The organism is Streptomyces albiaxialis, from assembly GCF_039530985.1.
Lineage (GTDB): Bacteria > Actinomycetota > Actinomycetes > Streptomycetales > Streptomycetaceae > Streptomyces > Streptomyces albiaxialis.
Map to the genome: position 1 here is coordinate 55,291 of NZ_BAAAPE010000009.1, position 17,979 is coordinate 73,269.

Annotated in this window: 18 protein-coding genes and 2 pseudogenes; 9 read left to right on the forward strand and 11 right to left on the reverse strand. The window is 73.2% G+C overall.

What is annotated here, in order from left to right:
* Positions 1 to 113 precede the first annotated feature (113 nt).
* Together ABD343_RS18290 and ABD343_RS18295 are read left to right on the forward strand one after the other, a co-directional pair.
* The gene (locus ABD343_RS18290; protein WP_344529439.1) at positions 114 to 470 is read left to right on the forward strand and encodes a PRC-barrel domain-containing protein; all 357 of its coding nucleotides are present in this window, start codon (positions 114 to 116) and stop codon (positions 468 to 470) included.
* A 24-nt stretch (positions 471 to 494) separates the two neighbouring features.
* Positions 495 to 662 (forward strand): hypothetical protein, encoded by a 168-nt coding sequence (locus tag ABD343_RS18295; protein ID WP_344529441.1) that lies wholly within the window; start codon positions 495 to 497, stop codon positions 660 to 662.
* A gap of 11 nt (positions 663 to 673) precedes the next feature.
* Here ABD343_RS18295 and lipB read toward each other — a convergent pair whose 3' ends face one another.
* Together lipB and ABD343_RS18305 are read right to left on the reverse strand one after the other, a co-directional pair.
* The gene (gene lipB, locus ABD343_RS18300; RefSeq protein ID WP_344529442.1) at positions 674 to 1,372 is read right to left on the reverse strand and encodes a lipoyl(octanoyl) transferase LipB; all 699 of its coding nucleotides are present in this window, start codon (positions 1,370 to 1,372) and stop codon (positions 674 to 676) included.
* Between the two features lie 9 nt (positions 1,373 to 1,381).
* Entirely contained in the window at positions 1,382 to 2,008 is a 627-nt protein-coding gene (locus ABD343_RS18305) for an NUDIX domain-containing protein (protein WP_344529444.1), read from the reverse strand.
* 171 nt (positions 2,009 to 2,179) lie between these two features.
* Here ABD343_RS18305 and ABD343_RS18310 point away from each other — a divergent pair, with 171 nt between their 5' ends.
* Positions 2,180 to 2,533, forward strand: a complete 354-nt coding sequence (locus tag ABD343_RS18310; RefSeq protein ID WP_344529446.1) for an STAS domain-containing protein — start codon at positions 2,180 to 2,182, stop codon at positions 2,531 to 2,533.
* A gap of 69 nt (positions 2,534 to 2,602) precedes the next feature.
* Here the strand turns inward: ABD343_RS18310 and ABD343_RS18315 are convergent, their stop codons facing one another.
* Entirely contained in the window at positions 2,603 to 3,379 is a 777-nt protein-coding gene (locus ABD343_RS18315; protein WP_344529447.1) for an AraC family transcriptional regulator, read from the reverse strand.
* Positions 3,380 to 3,455: 76 nt separating this feature from the next.
* On the opposite strand from ABD343_RS18315, the gene ABD343_RS18320 reads away from it, so the two are divergent.
* Both ABD343_RS18320 and ABD343_RS18325 read left to right on the forward strand, forming a co-directional pair.
* Positions 3,456 to 4,631, forward strand: a complete 1,176-nt coding sequence (locus ABD343_RS18320; RefSeq protein ID WP_344529449.1) for an MFS transporter — start codon at positions 3,456 to 3,458, stop codon at positions 4,629 to 4,631.
* Between the two features lie 96 nt (positions 4,632 to 4,727).
* Positions 4,728 to 6,866 carry an ATP-binding protein gene (locus ABD343_RS18325; RefSeq protein WP_344529451.1) on the forward strand — a complete coding sequence of 713 codons (2,139 nt, stop codon included), beginning with the start codon at positions 4,728 to 4,730 and terminating at the stop codon, positions 6,864 to 6,866.
* A 27-nt stretch (positions 6,867 to 6,893) separates the two neighbouring features.
* Here ABD343_RS18325 and ABD343_RS18330 read toward each other — a convergent pair whose 3' ends face one another.
* On the reverse strand, positions 6,894 to 7,361 hold the full coding sequence (locus ABD343_RS18330) for a DUF2269 family protein (protein ID WP_344529453.1): 468 nt from the start codon (positions 7,359 to 7,361) through the stop codon (positions 6,894 to 6,896).
* 42 nt (positions 7,362 to 7,403) lie between these two features.
* Positions 7,404 to 8,066: a DJ-1/PfpI family protein gene (locus tag ABD343_RS18335; protein ID WP_344529455.1), complete on the reverse strand. Its 663-nt coding sequence runs from the start codon at positions 8,064 to 8,066 to the stop codon at positions 7,404 to 7,406.
* 192 nt (positions 8,067 to 8,258) lie between these two features.
* Between ABD343_RS18335 and ABD343_RS18340 the strand changes: the two genes are divergently transcribed.
* Positions 8,259 to 9,314 (forward strand): GlxA family transcriptional regulator, encoded by a 1,056-nt coding sequence (locus ABD343_RS18340; protein WP_344529457.1) that lies wholly within the window; start codon positions 8,259 to 8,261, stop codon positions 9,312 to 9,314.
* Here ABD343_RS18340 and ABD343_RS18345 read toward each other — a convergent pair.
* Positions 9,310 to 9,426: pseudogene (locus ABD343_RS18345) on the reverse strand (LPFR motif small protein); the annotation flags it as partial. The gene ABD343_RS18340 and the pseudogene ABD343_RS18345 overlap by 5 nt on opposite strands.
* A gap of 106 nt (positions 9,427 to 9,532) precedes the next feature.
* On the opposite strand from ABD343_RS18345, the gene ABD343_RS18350 reads away from it, so the two are divergent.
* The 3 genes from ABD343_RS18350 (at position 9,533) to ABD343_RS18360 (ending at position 11,477) form a co-directional block, all read left to right on the forward strand.
* The gene (locus ABD343_RS18350) at positions 9,533 to 10,264 is read left to right on the forward strand and encodes an MgtC/SapB family protein (RefSeq protein ID WP_344529459.1); all 732 of its coding nucleotides are present in this window, start codon (positions 9,533 to 9,535) and stop codon (positions 10,262 to 10,264) included.
* Between the two features lie 75 nt (positions 10,265 to 10,339).
* Positions 10,340 to 10,552: a DUF2180 family protein gene (locus ABD343_RS18355; RefSeq protein WP_344529461.1), complete on the forward strand. Its 213-nt coding sequence runs from the start codon at positions 10,340 to 10,342 to the stop codon at positions 10,550 to 10,552.
* Between the two features lie 121 nt (positions 10,553 to 10,673).
* Positions 10,674 to 11,477, forward strand: a complete 804-nt coding sequence (locus ABD343_RS18360) for an SAM-dependent methyltransferase (RefSeq protein ID WP_344529463.1) — start codon at positions 10,674 to 10,676, stop codon at positions 11,475 to 11,477.
* A gap of 22 nt (positions 11,478 to 11,499) precedes the next feature.
* On the opposite strand, the gene ABD343_RS18365 is transcribed toward ABD343_RS18360, so the two are convergent.
* The 5 genes and pseudogenes from ABD343_RS18365 to dgoD all read right to left on the reverse strand — a co-directional run bounded on the left by ABD343_RS18365 (position 11,500) and on the right by dgoD (position 17,967).
* Positions 11,500 to 12,816 carry an LCP family protein gene (locus tag ABD343_RS18365; RefSeq protein ID WP_344529465.1) on the reverse strand — a complete coding sequence of 439 codons (1,317 nt, stop codon included), beginning with the start codon at positions 12,814 to 12,816 and terminating at the stop codon, positions 11,500 to 11,502.
* A 31-nt stretch (positions 12,817 to 12,847) separates the two neighbouring features.
* Positions 12,848 to 14,950 carry a bifunctional polysaccharide deacetylase/glycosyltransferase family 2 protein gene (locus tag ABD343_RS18370; protein ID WP_344529467.1) on the reverse strand — a complete coding sequence of 701 codons (2,103 nt, stop codon included), beginning with the start codon at positions 14,948 to 14,950 and terminating at the stop codon, positions 12,848 to 12,850.
* Positions 14,951 to 15,486: 536 nt separating this feature from the next.
* A complete protein-coding gene (locus ABD343_RS18375; RefSeq protein ID WP_344529469.1) occupies positions 15,487 to 16,101 on the reverse strand; it encodes a DJ-1/PfpI family protein in 615 nt (204 codons plus the stop codon).
* Positions 16,102 to 16,160: 59 nt separating this feature from the next.
* Positions 16,161 to 16,733, reverse strand: a pseudogene (locus ABD343_RS18380) (GlxA family transcriptional regulator).
* Positions 16,734 to 16,818: 85 nt separating this feature from the next.
* Entirely contained in the window at positions 16,819 to 17,967 is a 1,149-nt protein-coding gene (gene dgoD, locus ABD343_RS18385; protein WP_344529471.1) for a galactonate dehydratase, read from the reverse strand.
* Positions 17,968 to 17,979 lie beyond the last annotated feature (12 nt).

Sequence of the window (17,979 nt, forward strand, 5' to 3'; positions counted from 1 at the left end):
GTCCACTCCCGAGTGTGCCCGCGCGGCGCCCGTACGCCTCCCGATGGCGTGGCCCCGTCGGCGGGAGCAGACTGAGGGACGCGGACCTCACTCCCGTGGGAAGGGGATGCGCGGTGATCCAGACAGCGGACATCCGTGAATGGCGCACGCACGACGTCGTCGACCCCGGCGGGCACAAGATCGGCACGCTGGAGGCGGTGTACGTGGACACCAGGACGGACGAACCGTCGATGGTGACCGTCCAGGTGGGCATGCCGACCCGGCACCGGCTGGTGTTCGTGCCGCTGGAGGGCGCGACCGTCGCCCCCGAGCAGCTCAGGGTGGCGTACGACAGGGCGCTGGTGAAGAAGGCCCCGTCGATCGACACGGACGGCGTACTGCCCGCCGAGGACGAGAAGTCGGTCTTCGAGCACTACGACCTCGACTACGAACCGGGCCCCGACGGCAGACGCCAGCTCGCCCGCCGCTGACCCCGAGACCGAGGAGGCACCGCCATGGCCCTCTTCCTGTTCCTGGTGCTCGTCGCGATGGTGCTGGGCATCCTCGGCGCCGTGCTGAAGGGGCTCCTGTACCTGCTGATCATCGGCATCGCCGTCTTCGTCGTCGCGCTGCTCTACCTCGCGCTCCGCTTCCGGCGCTCGGGCCGCCGCCCGCCCCGCTGAGGATTCTCCCGTTACGAGACGGCGCCGAGCGCCCCCGCCACCGCGTCGCGGACGCGCGCGTCCTCGGGCGCGGGGCGGCCGAGCGCGGCGGCCATCTCCTCCAGCGAGGTCATCGCGGTGTCCGGCAGCCCGCACGCCGTGAACTGCCGGAACGGCGCCAGGTCCGTGGTGACGTTCAGCGCGAAGCCGTGGCTCGTCACGCCGCCCCGGATGCGCATGCCGATCGAGGCGAGCTTGCGGTGCTCCGGCTCGGGGGTCCACACGCCGACGAGGCTCTGCGCGCCGCGCGGGGTGTCCCGGCGCACGGCGGTGAGGCCGAGCCGCGCGACGGCGTCGACCAGGCCGTTCTCCATCCAGCGGACGATGTCGGCGGGGCCGCGCTCGCGGATGTTCGCGATCAGGTAGCCGATGAGCTGTCCCGGCCCGTGGTACGTGGCCTGGCCGCCCCGGTCCACCTCGACGAGCGGCACGGGCCCGGGCGCGGGCAGCTCGTGCGCCGGGGTGCGGGCGCCGTACGTGATGACGGGCGGGTGCGTGAGCAGGACGAGCCGGTCGGCGATCCGCCCCTCGCGGCGCAGCCGCACCCACTCCGCCATCCGCTCCAGGGCCTCGGCGTACGGCACCTCGGCCAGGTCGATCCGCTCCGGGGCGAGAGGGACGCGGCCGTCCGGACGGCGCTCGGGGACGGCTGCGGGTACGGCTGTGTCCATGCCGCGAGCCTAGCCAGCGCGCCCGGCGTCCCCGGCGGCGAGGTCGGCCTCCTCGGCGAGGTGGGGCTCGTCGGTGAGGTCGGCCTCGTCGGCGAGGTGGGGCTCGTCGGTGAGGTCGGCCTCGTCGGCGAGGTGGGCGAGGAACGTCCACAGCGCGTTCTCGTCGCCCCCGATGAGCCCCAGCCGGTCCTGACCCGCGCGTATCTCGTCCTCCGTCATCCAGCCCCACCAGGCGATCTCGCGCGGGTCGGGGGAGATCGAGGCGATCTCGGCGGGGCCCAGCCGCGCGTCGTGCACGGCCATCCAGTACGGGCCGCCGTGCTCCTCGGCGTAGATCTTCTTGAACACCCTCCGGGGCGGCGCGGGCAGCCGGACGCCCATCTCCTCCTCCAGCTCTCGCACGGCCGCCGCCTCGTACGTCTCGCCGACGTCGACGCCGCCGCCGATCACGGTGTCGTAGCAGCCGGGATAGCGCTCCGTGTCCGCGCCGCGGCGGTGCATCAGGACGCGGCCCTCGGGGTCGCGGCAGACCACCGCCGCGATCCGGTGCAGAAAGCGTCCGCGTACGGCCTCGGCCCGGTCCATCACGCCGATCACGCGGTCGTGCTCGTCCACGCGTTCCACCCACTCGCTCATGTCTCCGCATCCTGTCAGGGCGTTCCCGGCCCGAACGGGCCGCACGGCGATCCGGCGGCATGAACCGCGCCGGGGCGGGCAGGTGCGGAGGTGGCGGCCGGTCCGTGGGACGACGGGCGTGCCGCCGTCGGAGTCCACACAGGGGAAGGCGGGGCGTTGCCAGGACCGCGGTTGAGTCTCAAGTGCCACTGGGACGACGAGGGTGTCGTGGTGATCGACGCCACCGGGGAGTTCGACGCCGCCAGCGCGCCCCTGCTGTGCCGGCCGGTGCTCCGCTTCGTGGACGCGGGCCAGTCCCGCTTCGTCGTCGACCTCGGGAACGTGGGGCGTGTCGACAGTTCGGGGGCCCGCGATCTGGCGGGCCTGGCCTCGAAGATCCGCTCGCGGGGCGGCACGCTCGCCGTCACGGGCGGGCCGAAGGTCCGCGCCGCGCTGCGCGGCCAGGGCGCCGACCGGGACGGGTTCGTGTACGACACGGTGGCGGAGGCGGCCCGGGCCTGCCGGTCGGCGGGCGCCACGAGGTGAGCCGGGCGCTCCCGGCGCGCCGGGCGGACCCGGCGGTTCCTACGAGCCTTCCTACGAGCCCCGCCGCGCTCAGCCCGCGAAGTAGGCGGTGGGCGTGGTGCCCAGCGCGCGGTGGAACATCGCGGTGAAGGCACTCGGGGTCGCGTAGCCCACGCGGGCGGCGACGGCGGTGACCTGCTCGCCCCGGGCGAGCAGCGTCGCGGCGTGCAGCAGGCGGGCCTGCTGGACCCAGCGGGCGAGCGGCATGCCGGTCGCGGCCGTGAACCGCCGCTGGAGGGTGCGCGGGCTCAGATGGGCGCGGGCCGCGGCGTACGCGGCGGTCCAGGGCGCGGCCGGATCCCGGCGGATCTCCTCGCACAGCGCGGCCAGCCCCGCGTCGTCGCCGGGGTTCGGCAGGTGCAGCGCCGGTACGGGGTGCGGGGTGAGGGAGAGCAGGAGCAGCTCCATGACGGTGCCGTCGCGGCCCTCGCGGTCGTACTCGACGGGGAGCCGCGTCGCCTCGTCGATCAGCTCGCGCAGCAGCGGGGAGACGGAGACGACGGTGGGGCGCGCGGGCAGCCGCACGGCGGCCTCGGGCGCGAGGTAGAGGGTGCGCATGGCGACGGCGCCCGCGCAGGTCATGGCGTGGGTGAGCCCGGCGGGGATCCAGGCGCCGCGGGTGGCGGGGACGACCCACGCGCCGTGGCCGGTGGTGACGGTGATGGCGCCGGTCGTGCCGTAGATGAGCTGGGCGCGGCGGTGGCTGTGCGGCGGGATGTGGTGGCCGTCGGGCAGGTCCCGGGCCATGGCCGCGACGGGCCGTGGCACGGCCTGGTAGTCGTCCCGGTCCTCGCTCTTCCCGTACATAGCTGGCACGTTCTCGACAGGGGATGGCGTACGGACGAAAGTGTGCCACGGCCCGCGCGGCTTAGCGTCGCTTCACGTGAGCGAACGCACCTCCTCCCTGATCCCTCTCCTGGCCACCGCCAGCGCCGTCACGGCGGCGAACGTCTATCTCAGCCAGCCCCTGCTGGGCTCCGTCGCCGCCTCGCTGGACGCGGGCCCCGGACTGCTCGGGGCCGTGCCGACGGCCACGCAGCTCGGCTACGCGGCGGGGATCCTGCTGATCGTCCCCGCGGGCGACACGCACGGCAGGCGGCGGCTGATACTCGGGCTCGGCGCCGCGTCGTCCGTGGCGCTGGCGGCCTGCGCCCTCGCGCCGACCGTCTGGTTCCTGATCGTCGCGAGCTTCGCCGTAGGACTGCTCTCCCCCGTACCCCAGCTCATCACGCCCCTGGCCGTCGCCCTCACCGGCCCCGAGGGCGCGACGCGCGGCAAGGTCGTCGGCACGGTCCAGGGCGGCCTGCTCGTCGGGGTGCTGGCCTCGCGCGCATACTCCGGCGGCTTCACGGAACTGGCCGGGTGGCGCGGCGTGTTCGCCTGCTCCTGCGCCCTCACGTTCGCCCTCACCCTGGTGCTGCGCCGGGCCCTGCCGTACGTGCCTCCGGCCGCGCACGGCACGGCGTACCGCGCCTCGCTCGCGTCCCTGCCCGCCCTGGCGGCACGCCCGCTGGTGGCGCGGATCGTGGTCTCGGGCGCGCTGGTGGGCGTCGCGTTCGGCGCGTTCTGGACGACGCTCACCTTCCTCCTGGAGGAGGACTACCACTACGGCCCGGCGCAGACCGGCCTGTTCGGCCTGGTGGCCGCCGCGAGCGCGCTGGCGTCCCCGTGGGCGGGCCGCGCGGCCGACCGCCTCGGCCGCCGCGGCTCCGTGCTCGCCCTCGTCGGCATGGTCGCCGCCGGCTGGCTCGTCCTCCTGCCCGGCGGAACGTCGCTGGCCTGGCTGATCGTCGGCGTGATCGTCCTGGACGTCGGGGTCTGGGGCAACCAGGCCGCCAGCCAGACCCTCCTCTTCGCCCTGGACCCCGCCGTCCACAGCCGCCTCAACACCCTCTACTTCACCCTGCGCTTCCTCGGCATCGCCCTCGGCTCCCTGGCCGGCTCCCTCGCCTGGACCCACGGCGGCTGGCCCCCGGTGGTCACCACAGGCACCCTCTTCGCCCTGACGGGCCTCCTGGTGGGCGTCCTCCCCCTCCGCGGCCGCAAAAAGAGGCCCTGACGCGGCCTCAGGGGGCCAGGGAGGCAATGGCCGACTCTCCCACGGCCATGCCGACCGTGCCGCGTTCACCCAAACGGGAGTGCGAAACTGTGCGGCATGACTGGGGAGCCCGAGGTCCGCAACGGAGTCAGCGAGAGCCGCGTAAGAAACCTGGTCCAGGCCAGGAGCATCGAAGGAGGAGTGCACTTCTACGGCACGCCCGAGGAGACTGTCGTACCGGAACAGCTTCCGGCTCCGCCGGGGACATTCACCGGACGGGACTCTGAAGTCGCGGAGCTGACCAGGGCATTCGACGCGGGTGTGGAACAGGGCACGACCGTGGTGATCTCCGCAATCGGCGGTGCGGGCGGCATCGGCAAGACATGGCTGGCGCTGCACTGGGCCTACCAGTACAAGGACCGTTTCCCCGACGGGCAGCTCTTCGTGAACCTGCGGGGCTTCCACCCGGGCGAAGACCCGATGCTGCCCCGCGAGGCGCTGCGGACGTTCCTCACCGGGCTCGGCGTGAAGGAAATGCCCCGGGATCTCGAGGCTCAGATGGGGCTGTACCGCAGCCTCGTCGCCGGACGGCGCATGCTGATCGTGCTCGACAACGCCCGGGGCACCGAGCAAGTGACCCCGCTGCTTCCCGGCACGCCGTCCTGCACGGTGCTGGTCACCAGCCGCGACCGCATGGCGGGCCTGGTGACCAGGCACAGTGCCCGGCCCGTGCAGGTCGATGTGCTCAGCGACGGCGAGGCACGCGCTCTGCTCACCCGTCACCTTGGGGAGGCCAGACTCGCGGCCGAGCCCGATGCCACGGACGAGCTCGTGCGATGGTGCGCCGGCCTTCCCCTGGCCCTGAGCATCGTCGCCAGCCGTGCCGTACTCGGTCAGCGCCTTGCCCTCTCCGGGATCGCCGAGGAACTGCGGGATGCCTCGCAGCGCTTGGAAGCGCTGGACATGGGAGACCCGGAAGCCTGCTTGGAGACGGTGCTGTCCTGGTCGTACCGGGCCCTGGCCCCGGCGGAGGCCGCCATGTTCCGGATGCTCGGACTGGCGCCGGGCGACGACGTCGGCACGTACGCGGCAGCGAACCTCGCGGGAGTGACCTGCCGGGAGGCACAGGTCCAGCTCAAGGCTCTGGAACGCGTCTCGCTGGTCCAGCAGCACGCAAAAGGGCGCTACCGGATGCATGACCTGGTCCGGCTGTACGCCGCGGGCCGGGCCGACGAGGAAGAGACGACTGCGGAACGGGACATGGCCCTGCGCCGCCTGACGGAGTACGGCGCTCACACCGCGCACGCCGCTGATCTGCTCATCGCCAAGAACCATGCAGCCATCGACCTCGACGAGCTCCCTCCGGGATGCAGCCCGCAGCCGCTCAAGGATGCCCAGGAAGCGCGGGAATGGCTCGACGCCGAACGCAGCAATCTGCTGGCCGTGCAGCACGTGGCCGCCGAGCGGAAGTGGCACGCGCAGGTATGGCAGCTCGCCTGGACCCTGACCACGGTCCAGCTCCGTGAGGGACATCTGCACGACAACCTCTCGGCCTGGCGGGCGGGAGCACCTGCTTCCGAACATCTCGACCCAGCCATCCGCACACGCTCGTACCGCCATCTGGGACGAGCCTGCGCTGACGTCGGGCTCCACGACGAGGGCCTCGGTCACCTGCAGACTGCTCTCGCCGTTGCCGTGCAACACCACGACCTCCTGGGCCAGGCTCATGCGCGCAGGGCGCTGGCCGAGGTGTCGGAGGCCCAGGGCAACGACGGAGAGGCGCTCAGGCACTCCAAAGAGGCCTGGCGCCTGTTCCAGGAGCTGGACACCGACGTCGGCGGCACCAACAAGGCTCTCAACGACATCGGCTGGTACACGGCACGCCTCGGCAAGTACGACGAGGCCCGGGGCATCTGCGTCGAGGCGCTGGCCCAGTGCAGTGAAGACAGGGACCCGAGCGGCAAGGCCGGTGTCCTCAGCAGCCTGGGCTATATCGCCCACCACACAGGCGAGTACACCCAGGCCACGGAGCACTACCAGCAGGCTCTGCACCTGTACTACGACCTCGGCTCCAAGGCAGAGCAGGCGGATACCCTCGACCTGCTCGGGCACACGTACGCCGTGCACGACCGCGAGCAGGCCCGCCATGCCTGGGAAGAGGCGCTCGCCCTCTATCTCGCACAGCACCGTACAAAAGACGCCGACCGCGTCCGCCAGCATCTCGCAGGGCTCGCCCAGGAGCCCGCGGAGAGCTGACGCTCCCGCCTCCCGCCTGCGCTGCCGTCACGCGCCCGTTGTGGAGCCCGGGCGGACGATCATGAGGATGGTGACCGTGGCCCAGAGGAGGTTGAAGGCGCCGGTGGCCATGGCGAGGCGGGCCGTGGTGCGGCGTTCCAGGGTGGGGGTGTCGGTGGCGAGTCGGGTCAGGAGGGACTCCTGGCGGGGCAGGACCAGGGCGGCGAGGACCACCGCGGCGAGGGCGGTGAGGATCATGGAGGCGATCAGCCAGGTGTCGGTCAGGACGCCCATGGTGTTGGCGGTCGCGAGGCCGAAGACCGGTACGGCGACGCCGACGAGCGTGTAGACGCGGCAGATCCGGTGCAGGACGCGGACGGTGGCGAGCGGCGGGGCCTCGGGGTCCGCGGCGTGGGCGTGGCGGGCGGCGGCCGGGAACATGCTGGCGGCGACCGTGACGGGGCCGACGGCGATCACGGCGGCCAGGACGTGGAGGGAGAGCAGGAGTTTCGTCATCGGGGTTCTCGGGGGCTCCGGGCGGGAGGGGACGGCGGACGGTCAGAGCGCTGCCACGGGGGCCTTGCCGCGCGTCGACCAGACGGTGCCGCGGCGTTCGTGGGCGAAGAGGGCCTCGACGGCGTGCGCGACGCGGGGGCCGATCTCGCGGTCGACGAGGTGGAGCGCGAGGTCGAGTCCCGAGGTGACGCCCGCGCCGGTGACGAGGTCGCCGTCGTCGACGACGCGCGCGTCGACGGGGACCGCGCCGTGCTCCCGCAGGGCGTCCGGCGTGAGCCCGTGGCCCGTGCAGGGGCGGCCCTTCGTCAGGCCCGCCAGGGCGAGGAGCAGCGAGCCGCCGCAGACGGTGGCGACGAGCGTGTCCTCGCGGGCCATGGCCTCGGCCGCCAGCCGGGGCAGACCGGTCTCCAGGGCGCGGGCGAGGTGGCCGTCGATGGTCTCCGTGTCCGGACGGCCGGGCCGCTCCGTCAGGAAACCCGCCGCGCCGGGCACGACGAGGACGTCGGCGCGGGCGGGGTCGAGCGGGCGGGTGGCGGTGAGCGTGACGGGCGGGACGCCGCTGGGGACCTCGCGCGGGCCCTCGGCGCAGGCGAGTTCGGCGCGGACGCCGCCGTCGGTGAACAGGCCCGCCGCGTGCAGGACTTCGTACGGGCCGATCACGTCGAGCGGGTCGAAGCCGTCGAACAGGGCGATCTGGACGAGCATGGGCGCGCCTTTCGCGGGAGGTGGCCGGGGTGGCGGTGTCCCTCACGCTAGGCAGCCCGCACAGCGGCTCCCAGAGGCTGGAATGACAAAGACCGACGGGTTCCCGCCACGCCGTTCACGGCGTGGCGGAGCAGGGACCGGCCCCTGACCTGGGGCTGTACGCGTGGCGGGAACCTGCTTACCGTGGGCTCCATGCACACCGTGGCGGTTCTTGCCCTCGACCGTGTCATCCCCTTCGACATGGCCACGCCCATCGACGTCTTCGGCCGCGCGCGGCTCGCGGACGGGCGCCGTCCGTACCGGGTGCGGGTGTGCGCGCCGACGCGGCGCGTGGACACCGGCGCGTTCACGGCCGAGGTGCCGTACGGGCTGGAGGCGCTGGAGACGGCCGACACGGTCGTCGTGCCGGGCTGCGCCGAGGACGCGCCGCCGCCGGACGAGGACGCGCTGGAGGCGCTGCGCGCCGCGCACGCCGCGGGCACGCGGATCGCGTCGATCTGTGTGGGCACGTTCGTCCTGGCCGCGGCGGGCCTGCTGGACGGGCTGAGCGCCACCACGCACTGGCTCGGCGCCGGGCTGCTGGCCGAGCGCTTCCCGGGGATCGACGTGCGCCCGGACGTGCTGTACGTCGACAACGGCCAGGTGCTGACCTCGGCGGGCTCCGCCGCCGGGCTCGATCTGTGCCTGCACATGATCCGCCGCGACCTGGGCTCGGCGGTCGCGGCCGACGCGGCCCGGCTGTCGGTCGTCCCGCTCGAACGGGAGGGCGGCCAGGCGCAGTTCATCCCGCACGCCCGGCCGCCGGTGCCTCAGGGGTCCGTCCTGGAGCCCGTGCTCGCGTGGATCGAGGAGAACCTCGCCCGGGACCTCACCCTCGCGGACATGGCCGCGCGCAGCGGGCTGAGCGAGCGGACGTTCAGCCGCCGCTTCCGCGAGCAGACCGGCACCACGCCGCTCCAGTGGCTGCTGCGCGCGCGGGTGCGGCAGGCGCAGTTCCTGCTGGAGACGACGGACCACGGCGTCGAGCGGGTCGCGGCGCGGACGGGCTTCGGTTCGCCCACGGCGTTCCGCGAGCGGTTCAAGCGGGTCGCGGGCGTCACACCGCGCGCCTACCGCGCCTCATTCCACCGAAGCGCGGACGCCCCGCGCGCGGACGCCCCGCCCGCAGGCGGCCGGCGCCCAGACGCCCCGCGCCCAGGCGGCCCCGACGCCCTGTCCGCCGGCGCCCCGCGCGGGGACGCCGCCTGACGGTGTCCGACGCGCCGCCGAACAGCCGGGCGACGGCCCGGAACGGCAGCGTCACCACGGTCGCGACCGCGCCCCCGATCGCGCGGAGGACGTCGGCTATGGCCTGCAGCATGGAGAACCTCCCGGAGTCTCTCCTTCGGACCCCCGAAGTGCCCGCCGCCCGGCGGGTCTAACGTGCGGAGGGCAGATCGGGACCAAACGGGAGAGGAGGGGCAGGGATGCGCGAGGTGGCCGTCTCCCTCGGATCCATCGGGGCCGGGCAGGGGCCGCGGCAGATGGCCGAACTGGCCGTGGCGCTCACCCTGTCCACGCTCGTCGGCTGGGAGCGCGGCGCCCGCCAGAAGAGCGCGGGCCTGCGCACGCACGCCCTGGTCGGGGTCGCCAGCGCGCTGATGATGCAGGTCTCGCAGCACGGCTTCGGGAACGTGCTGGACCTGCCGCACACCGCGTACGACCCCTCGCGGGTCGCCGCGCAGATCGTCTCCGGCATCGGCTTCATCGGCGGCGGCCTCATCTTCGTCCGGCGGGACGCGGTGCGGGGGCTGACGACGGCCGCGACCATCTGGCTGACCTGCGCGATCGGCATGGCCTGCGGCGGCGGGCTGCTGCTGCTCGCGAGCGCGGCGACGGCGCTGCACTTCCTGGTGATCCGGGGCTATCCGTTCCTCGCCGGGCGGCTCTCCCGGGGTCCGGCGTCCGTACGGCCGACGCTGCGGCTGACGTACCGCACCGGGCTGACGCTGCTGCCGCGCCTGATGGAGGAGTGCACCGCGCAGGGCTTCCGCATCCTCCATGTGCGCGCGGAGGAGGCCGAGGGCGACGGGGCCTCGCGGGTGCTCCTGCTGCTCGCCGGACGCGAGGACCGGACGCGGCGGCTGGCCGCCGCGCTCTTCCGTACGGAGGGCGTCCTCACGGTGGACCTCTCGTCCGATCCGGACGCGGACGAGTGATGTGGGGGTTTCCTCCCGTTCCGTAGGGGTACCGCTAAGCGTCTCAACGGCGAGAGACAAGCGAGGAGCGTCGCCATGGACTGCTACGACTGTCTGGCCCGGGACACGGAGCGCCGCGCCGTGGCGGTGTGCCGCCGCTGCGGCGCCGGGCTGTGCGGCGACCACGTACGGCTCTCGCCCGAGACCGTGCATCAGGTCGCGGGGACGGGCACGGCCAGCAGCGAGAAGCGCGCCCGGCGCCTCACGTGCGGGGTCTGCCACGAGGCGGAGCACTCCCCCAACCAGTGAGCGCGCCCTGGGCCCGGCAGCCCGGCCCGCTCGCGGACCGCGCGCGGAAGTCGCGTAACCTGCGCGGAAGTTGGGCCGGGCGCACGTGGTCCCGGCCCGCGAGCGACCACAGGGAGGACGCATGCCCCAGGGCGGCGCGGCCAATGGCGGGATCAACACGGGCGAGGCCCACTCGGCGCGGGTCTACGACTACATCCTCGGCGGGAAGACGCACTTCGCCGCCGACCGGGCGGCGGCCGACGATCTGACGTCGGCGTGGCCCAAGCTGCCGGTGAGCATGCGGATCAACCGCGCGACGATGCACCGCATGGGCCGCTGGCTGGCGGAGGAGGCCGGGATACGCCAGTTCCTCGACATCGGCACGGGCATCCCCACGGAGCCCAATCTGCACCAGATCGTGCAGGGCATCGCGCCGGAGTCCCGCGTCGCGTACGTCGACAACGACCCGATGGTGCTGGAGCACGCCCGCGCGCTGCTCGCCAGCACTCCGCAGGGCCGCACCAGCTACCTCGACGCGGACATGCGCGACCCGGACGGTGTGCTCCGCTCGCCCGAACTGCAGGCGACACTGGACCTGTCGCGTCCGGTGGCCGTCACCGTCATCGCCATGCTGCAGTTCGTCGAGGACGCCTCCGCGCTGCTGCGGGGCCTGACCTCCGCGCTGGCCCCGGGCAGCTATGTGGCGCTGACGACGGCGACGGCGGACATCACGCCGGACGAGGTCACGGAGATGGCGCGGCGGTACACCGAGCGCGGCGTCCCGATGTACCTGCGCACGCGGGCCGAGGTCGAGGAGCTGCTCGCCGGGCTCGAACTCGTCGAGCCCGGCGTGGTGCCCATGAACCGCTGGCGGCCGGACGCGGACGCGGCGGAGATCCCGGACACGGACGTGAACATGTACGCCGCGGTGGCCCGCGTCGTCTGACGCCGCCCGCGCCCCCGCCCGGCTACGTACGTCCGCCGCGCACCGTCACCGGGCGGTCCCGTCTCAACTGGTCGAAGAGCGTGCGCGACTGGTCCTCGTCCCACTTGATGGCGCTGCCCTTCTTCGTGGGGATGCCGATGCCGGAGACGGGGACGTTGATCTGGCGACCCTTGCCGCCCGCGACGCCCTGGAGCGCGCGGAACATGGTCATCAGGTCCCGCAGCCCCATGTTCTCGTCGACGACGAGGGTGTCGAGCCCGGCCTTCATCGCCGGATACGTCGAGGCCGGGTTGAGGGCGGTGCCGGGCTTGACGGCCTTGTGGGCGAGCGCGGAGAGGAACTTCTGCTGGTTCTGCGAGCGCCCCAGGTCGCCCTCGGCCTCCTGGTGGCGCTGGCGGACGAAGGCGAGCGCCTGGCTGCCGGAGAGCGTCTGGCAGCCGCGCTTGAGATCGGCCCCGGACTTCTTGTCCTTGATGTCCCGCTCCAGGCACATGCGCACGCCGCCGACCGCGTCGACGATGTTCACGAACCCGGCGAAGCCGATCTCCGCGTAGTGGTCGATCCGCAGCCCCGTGTTGTGCTCGACGGTGCGGGTGAGCAGCTCGGGCCCGCCGTACGCGAAGGACGCGTTGAGCTTGTCCTTCTCCGGGACCGAGCGCTTGCCGGTGGAGGGGCTGAGATAGCCGGGGACGGTCACCCAGGAGTCGCGCGGCAGGCTGACCATCGTCGCGCCGCGCGCCCCGGTGTGCAGCACGATCATGGAGTCGGTGCGGCGGCCCCCTCCCCCGCCCGCGTGCAGGTCCTTCTTGTCGCCCTCGGAGAGCCCGTCGCGGCTGTCGGAGCCCACGATGAGGTAGTTGGTGCCCTTGCCGGGCGGCGGCCGGTGGCCGTATTTGCCGAGGTCGACGTCCCGGTTCAGCTCGCTCTCGGCCCAGGCGAACGTGCCTCCGGCGGCGGCCACGAGGGCGAGGAGCAGCGCGAGCAGTGCCCGCAGCACCTTGCGCCGCCGCCGGGGGCGGCGGCGGGTGTGCTGCCCGCGCGGCGCGTTGCCCCGCCAGCCGTACACCTCGCGGCTGCGGTGCAGGAGCGCGGGCGCCGTCTCGGGCAGGGGCTCGGGCCCGGCGGCGGGTTCGGGCGGCCCGGGCTCGTACAGCTCCGGCGGGTACGGATGGGGCCCGTGAGGCGCGTGCGGGTCGTACGGGTCGTACGGGTCGTACGGGCGGTACGGGTCGCTCCGCACGTACGGCGCGTAGGGATCGTAGGGCGCGTACGGGTGGTACGGGTCGTACGGCGACTGGCCTCCGGGCTCGACCCACTGGTCAGGCGGGTCCGTCTTCATGCGAATCCCCTTGTTCAGGTGGTCAGGGTGCTCACTTGGGCGAGAGGCTGCGCCGGCGCCGGTCGGGCGCGGGCGGCGGTCCCTCGTCGAGCTGGTACGGGTCTGCGGTGCCGGAGCGGCGCATGCGGTGCCACTTCAGGCGGGAGCCGAGCAGCGCGGTCATCACCGACTGGATCACCACGAGGTAGAGAAGCTGGCGGTAGACGAAGAGCTGGAAGGGAAGGGACCACAGGGCGCGGAGCCGTTCCCTGTCCAGCCGGAGCGCGTATCCGGCGGTGACCATCTGGACGGCCAGGAAGGCGAGCCAGACCAGTACCGCCTGGGTGGGGTCGCGGAACGCCACCCCGTACAGCGCGAAGATGTCCACCACGGGCGCGAACAGCGGCAGGACGACCTGGAAGAGCGCCAGATAGCCGAGTCCGCGGCGGCCGAAGCGCCCGGCGGGGCCGACCTCGCGGACGGCGTGCCGGTGCTTCCACATCGACTGGAGCGTGCCGTAGCACCAGCGGTAGCGCTGCCGCCAGAGCTGCCGCAGGGTGAGCGGCACCTCGGTCCAGGCGACCGCGGACTCCTCGTAGACGACGCGCCAGCCCGCCCGCCACAGGGACATCGTCAGGTCGGTGTCCTCGGCGAGGGTCTCGTCGCTGACGCCGCCGATGCCCATGAGCGCGTCGCGGCGGAACGCGCCGATGGCGCCGGGCACCGTCGGCATGCACTCCAGGACCTCGAACATCCGGCGGTCGAGGTTGAAGCCGAGGACGTACTCCAGGTGCTGCCACTTGCCCAGCAGGTGGCGGCGGTTGCCGACCTTGGTGTTGCCGCTGACCGCGCCGACGGCGGCGTGGGCGAGCGGCTGGACGAGCCGGTAGAGGGCGTCGGGCTCGAAGACCGTGTCGCCGTCGACCATGACCACGATGTCGTGGCGGGCGTGGGCGAGCCCGGTGTTGAGCGCGCCCGGTTTGCCCGTGTTGGGCTGGCGGACGAGCGTCACGCGCGGGTCGTCGATGGCGGCCACCGCGTCGGCGGTGCCGTCGGTCGAGCCGTCGTCGATCACGACGACCTGGAGGCGCGGATAGAGCGAGGCGAGGATCGAGTGCACCGTGGCGGCGATGCCCGCCTCCTCGTTGTGCGCGGGCACCAGCACCGTCACCGGCTCGGTCACCTCGCGCAGCCGGGGCGCGCCGGGCCGGTAGCGGGAGAGCCGCCGCACGTGGGTGCGCGCGAAGTGCACGAGCAGCACGAGGCGCAGGATGCCGAGCGCCCCGGCGACGCCGAGCGCCCAGGCCATCGCGCGGGTGAAGAAGTGGCCGAGCGCCTGGGCGCGGATCAGCCCCTCGCCCTCCAGCCGCTGCACGAGCGGGGCGCTGCCCGTGTACGAGGGCTGTCCGAGGCCGTTGGTGACGGTCGTGAACCGCTCGACGCGCGGGTTGCGCAGCAGCGCCCGTGCCTCCCGGTAGCCGAGGTCCGTGTGGCTGTACTGGCGCACCACGCCCTGCGAGGCCTTGCGGGACTTCCGGTCGGCCGCGACGAGCAGATAGCCCTGGTCCGCCGCGCGCTTGGCCGCCTGCCACTCGGCGCCGCACAGCGTGTCGGCCGCGGTGGTGTGCGGCAGCCGCAGCAGCCTGGTGGTGACGCCCGCCGTGCCCGCGAACGCGGTCTGGGTGAGCGACAGCTCCATCCGCGCGCGCAGCGGCGAGGCCGCGCCGAGATCTCCGCCCGTGTACGTGTACGAGCCGATCTCGTGCCCTTCGTCCTTGATGCGCCGCATCAGGTCGGGGTGCCGCGCGGCCTGCTTCCCGTAGACGAAGAACGTGGCGTGGACGCGGTGCTCGCGCAGCAGGTCGAGCAGGCGCGGCGTCCAGGTGGGGTCGGGGCCGCCGTCGAAGGTGAGCGCGGCGGTGCCCCGGGGCATGGCCGCGGTCTCGATCCGGTCGCCGGACAGCCGCAGCACCGGGTCGCCGGTGTCGGCGGCCCGGGGAATGGGGCTGTCGCAGGGGGGCTTCGTCCGCGCGGAGTCGACCTCGTGCGTGGTCCAGCCCTCGAAGAGCAGGGCGATGGTGACCACGGGAAGGATGAGCAACAGCAGCACCCAGTGCCCGCGTGGGGGACGGCGCAGTGCGTGCCGGGGGCTCATCCGTCGGAGCGTCCGTGCGGCGCTTCCGTGGGGGCGGCTCTCTCACCCCGCCCGCCGGGCGCCCGGGAACCTCCGGGGTCGTCGGTCGGGGACGCCGGGGGCGCCTGCGATTCCTGCCGGGCGGGAGCCGTCGGGAGCGGCTCGTTCGTACGGGGCGGCGTCTTCTCGTACGGCTTCCACATGCCGCCGACGACAACGCCGACGAACAGCAGATATCCGGCACACCCGCATCCCACGGCCACCGCCGTGAACCGGAAGAACCTCCTTCTTCTACCTGAACTTTCAATAAATATCGGGCGGTTGCCCTGATCTTGCGGACTACTACTGTGGGGGGTCCTACGCATGAGGCGTGAGTGTAACCAGGGGCATTACCGGCTGCACAGGGAGGCTTTAAGCCGCCCCGCCCTGTTTACATGACCGTGACGCGCGCCTCGTGCGGAAATTGTCGCGCGTTATCACGGGCAATTCACAGATGCGCCGCGAAATCAAATTGGCATATACCCCTGGGTCCGCGCTGCGGCGAACGTCCCTTTTCCTCACCCCGCTTGGCGGAACTTCCGCACGACCTCCGCGGGCGCCTTCTCCGGCGACCCCGCGTCGTAGGGCGGCACCGGGTCGTACTCGATCATGAGCTGCACGCCCTGCGCGAAGGCGTCGCCCGCGATCCTCCCGGCCAGCGCGAGCCCCATGTCGATGCCGGAGGAGACCCCCGCGGCGGTGACGTATTTCTCATCGAAGACCACCCGCTCCCCCGTCGGCTCCGCCCCGAATGTCCGGAGCTGGTCGAGGGCGAGCCAGTGGGAGGTCGCGCGCCGCCCTCTGAGCAGTCCGGCCGCCCCCAGCAGCAGTGATCCGGTGCACACCGAGACCGTCCAGACGCTGGTGGCGTCGGCGGCGCGGAGCCACTCCAGCAGCGGGCCGTTCTCCAGGTCCGGCTCGGGGCCGCCGGGGACGACGACGATGCCGGGCGCGGGCACGTCCGCGTACGAGGCGGTGGCCCCCATCGTCAGCGTCCCGTTGTCGTCCCGTACGGGCCCCGGCCGCTCGGCGACGAAGACGGTCTCGGCGTCCGGCAGCGGGCTCAGCGTCTGGTACGGGCCGATGGCGTCGAGCGCGGTGAAGCCCTCGTAGAGGAGAATGGCGATCTGCATGGAAAATTCCCTTTCCTGGCGACGGGAGACGGGCGGCGGAAGACGGGCGATGTGTGCGGTCAGTCGAGGACCGCGGCGGAGCGGAAGCGGCGGGCGTATTCGGAGGGCGGAGTTCCGAGCGCCCTGAGGAAGGCGCGGCGCATCGCCTCGGGCGTGCCGTATCCGGAGGCGCGGGAGATCTCCTCGATTCCGCACGCGGTGTCCTCCAGCACCGCCGGACGTGTTCGAGGCGTACGCGTTCCACGTACCGGCCCGGCGTCGTCCCCGTCTCCTCCTGGAACGCGCGGGCGGAAGACCACCAGGTGCCGGGCGACGGTCAGCGCGATGTCCCTTCCCAGGTCCTCCTCGACCAGGGCGAGGGCGAGGTCGATCCCGGCGGTGACCCCGGCGGAGGTCGCGCCGTGCCCGTCGCGGACGTAGATCGGGTCCGGATCGACCTCGATCTCCGGGTGGTCGCGTGCGAGCGCCTCGCCGTCCGGGGAGGCCGTACGGACGCGGTACGGCGTGCCGCCGGACGCGAGCCCCGCTCCCGTGAAGACCTCGACGGGGCCCGTGACGTCGAGGCTCCGGACGCCGTCGTAGACGACGACCAGCACGTCACGGGTGCCACCGGCGGCGGGCGGAGGGGTCATGCCGCCGATTCTTCAGCGCCCCGGGAACGGCGGCAATGACGAGTTCCCATCTTTCCTGCCACGCCGCCCCCGCATCCCCCGGATCTCACCACTCCGCGAACGAGCCGTCCGGGTGCCGCCACACCGGGTTGTGCCAGCTCTCCGCGCGGCCGTCCGCCTCCCGTACCGCCTTCTCGTCGATACGGACGCCGAGGCCGGGCTCCGTCGGGCGCGCCAGATGGCCCTCGTGGAAGCGGAAGACCTCGGGGTCGGCGACGTAGTCGAGCAGCTCGGCGCCGGTGTTGTAGTGGATGCCGATCGACTGCTCCTGGATGAGGAAGTTCGGGGTGCAGAAGGCCAGTTGGAGGCTCGCGGCCAGGGCGAGGGGGCCCAGCGGGCAGTGCGGGGCGATCGCCACGTCGAAGGTCTCGGCGAGCGAGGCGATGCGCCGGGCCTCGGAGATGCCGCCCGCGTGCGACAGATCGGGCTGCAGGACAGCGACCCCGGCCTGGAGCGCCGGGAGCACCTCCGTACGGGAGAAGAGCCGCTCCCCCGTGGCGATCGGGACGGTGGTGCCCGCGGTGACCTCGCGGAGCAGCGCGGTGTACTCGGGCAGCACCGGCTCCTCCACGAACATCGGGCCGTACGGCTCCAGCACCTCGATGGCCCGGCGGGCGCCCGCGGCGGAGAAGCGGCCGTGGAAGTCGACGGCGAAGTCCCCCTCGGGGCCCAGCGCCTCGCGGGCGGCCTCGGCACGCGCGGCGACCTGGCGCAGCTCGGCGACGTTCGGCAGCCGGTCCATGCGCCCGGAGCCGTTCATCTTCACCGCCGTGAACCCCGCCTCCCGCTGCGCGGCGACCTGCTCGCCGACGGCGGCGGGCTCGTCGCCGCCGACCCAGCAGTAGGCCCGGGCCCGTTCCCGTACCGGGCCGCCGAGGAGCTGGTGCACGGGCGCCCCGTACGCCTTGCCCGCCAGGTCCCACAGCGCCTGGTCGAGCCCCGCGACGGCGGAGGAGAGCACGGGCCCGCCCCGGTAGAACGAGCCCTTGGACATCACCTGCCAGTGGTCCTCGATCCGCAGCGGGTCGGCGCCCATGAGGAACTGGCCCGCGAGTTCGTGGACGGCCGTACGGACGGTGTCCGCGCGGCCCTCCAGCACGGGCTCGCCCCAGCCGACGAGGCCGTCGTCCGTCTCGATGCGGCAGAACAGCCAGCGCGGCGGCACGGCGAAGGTCTCGACCCGGGTGATCTTCAACGTGGGTTCCTT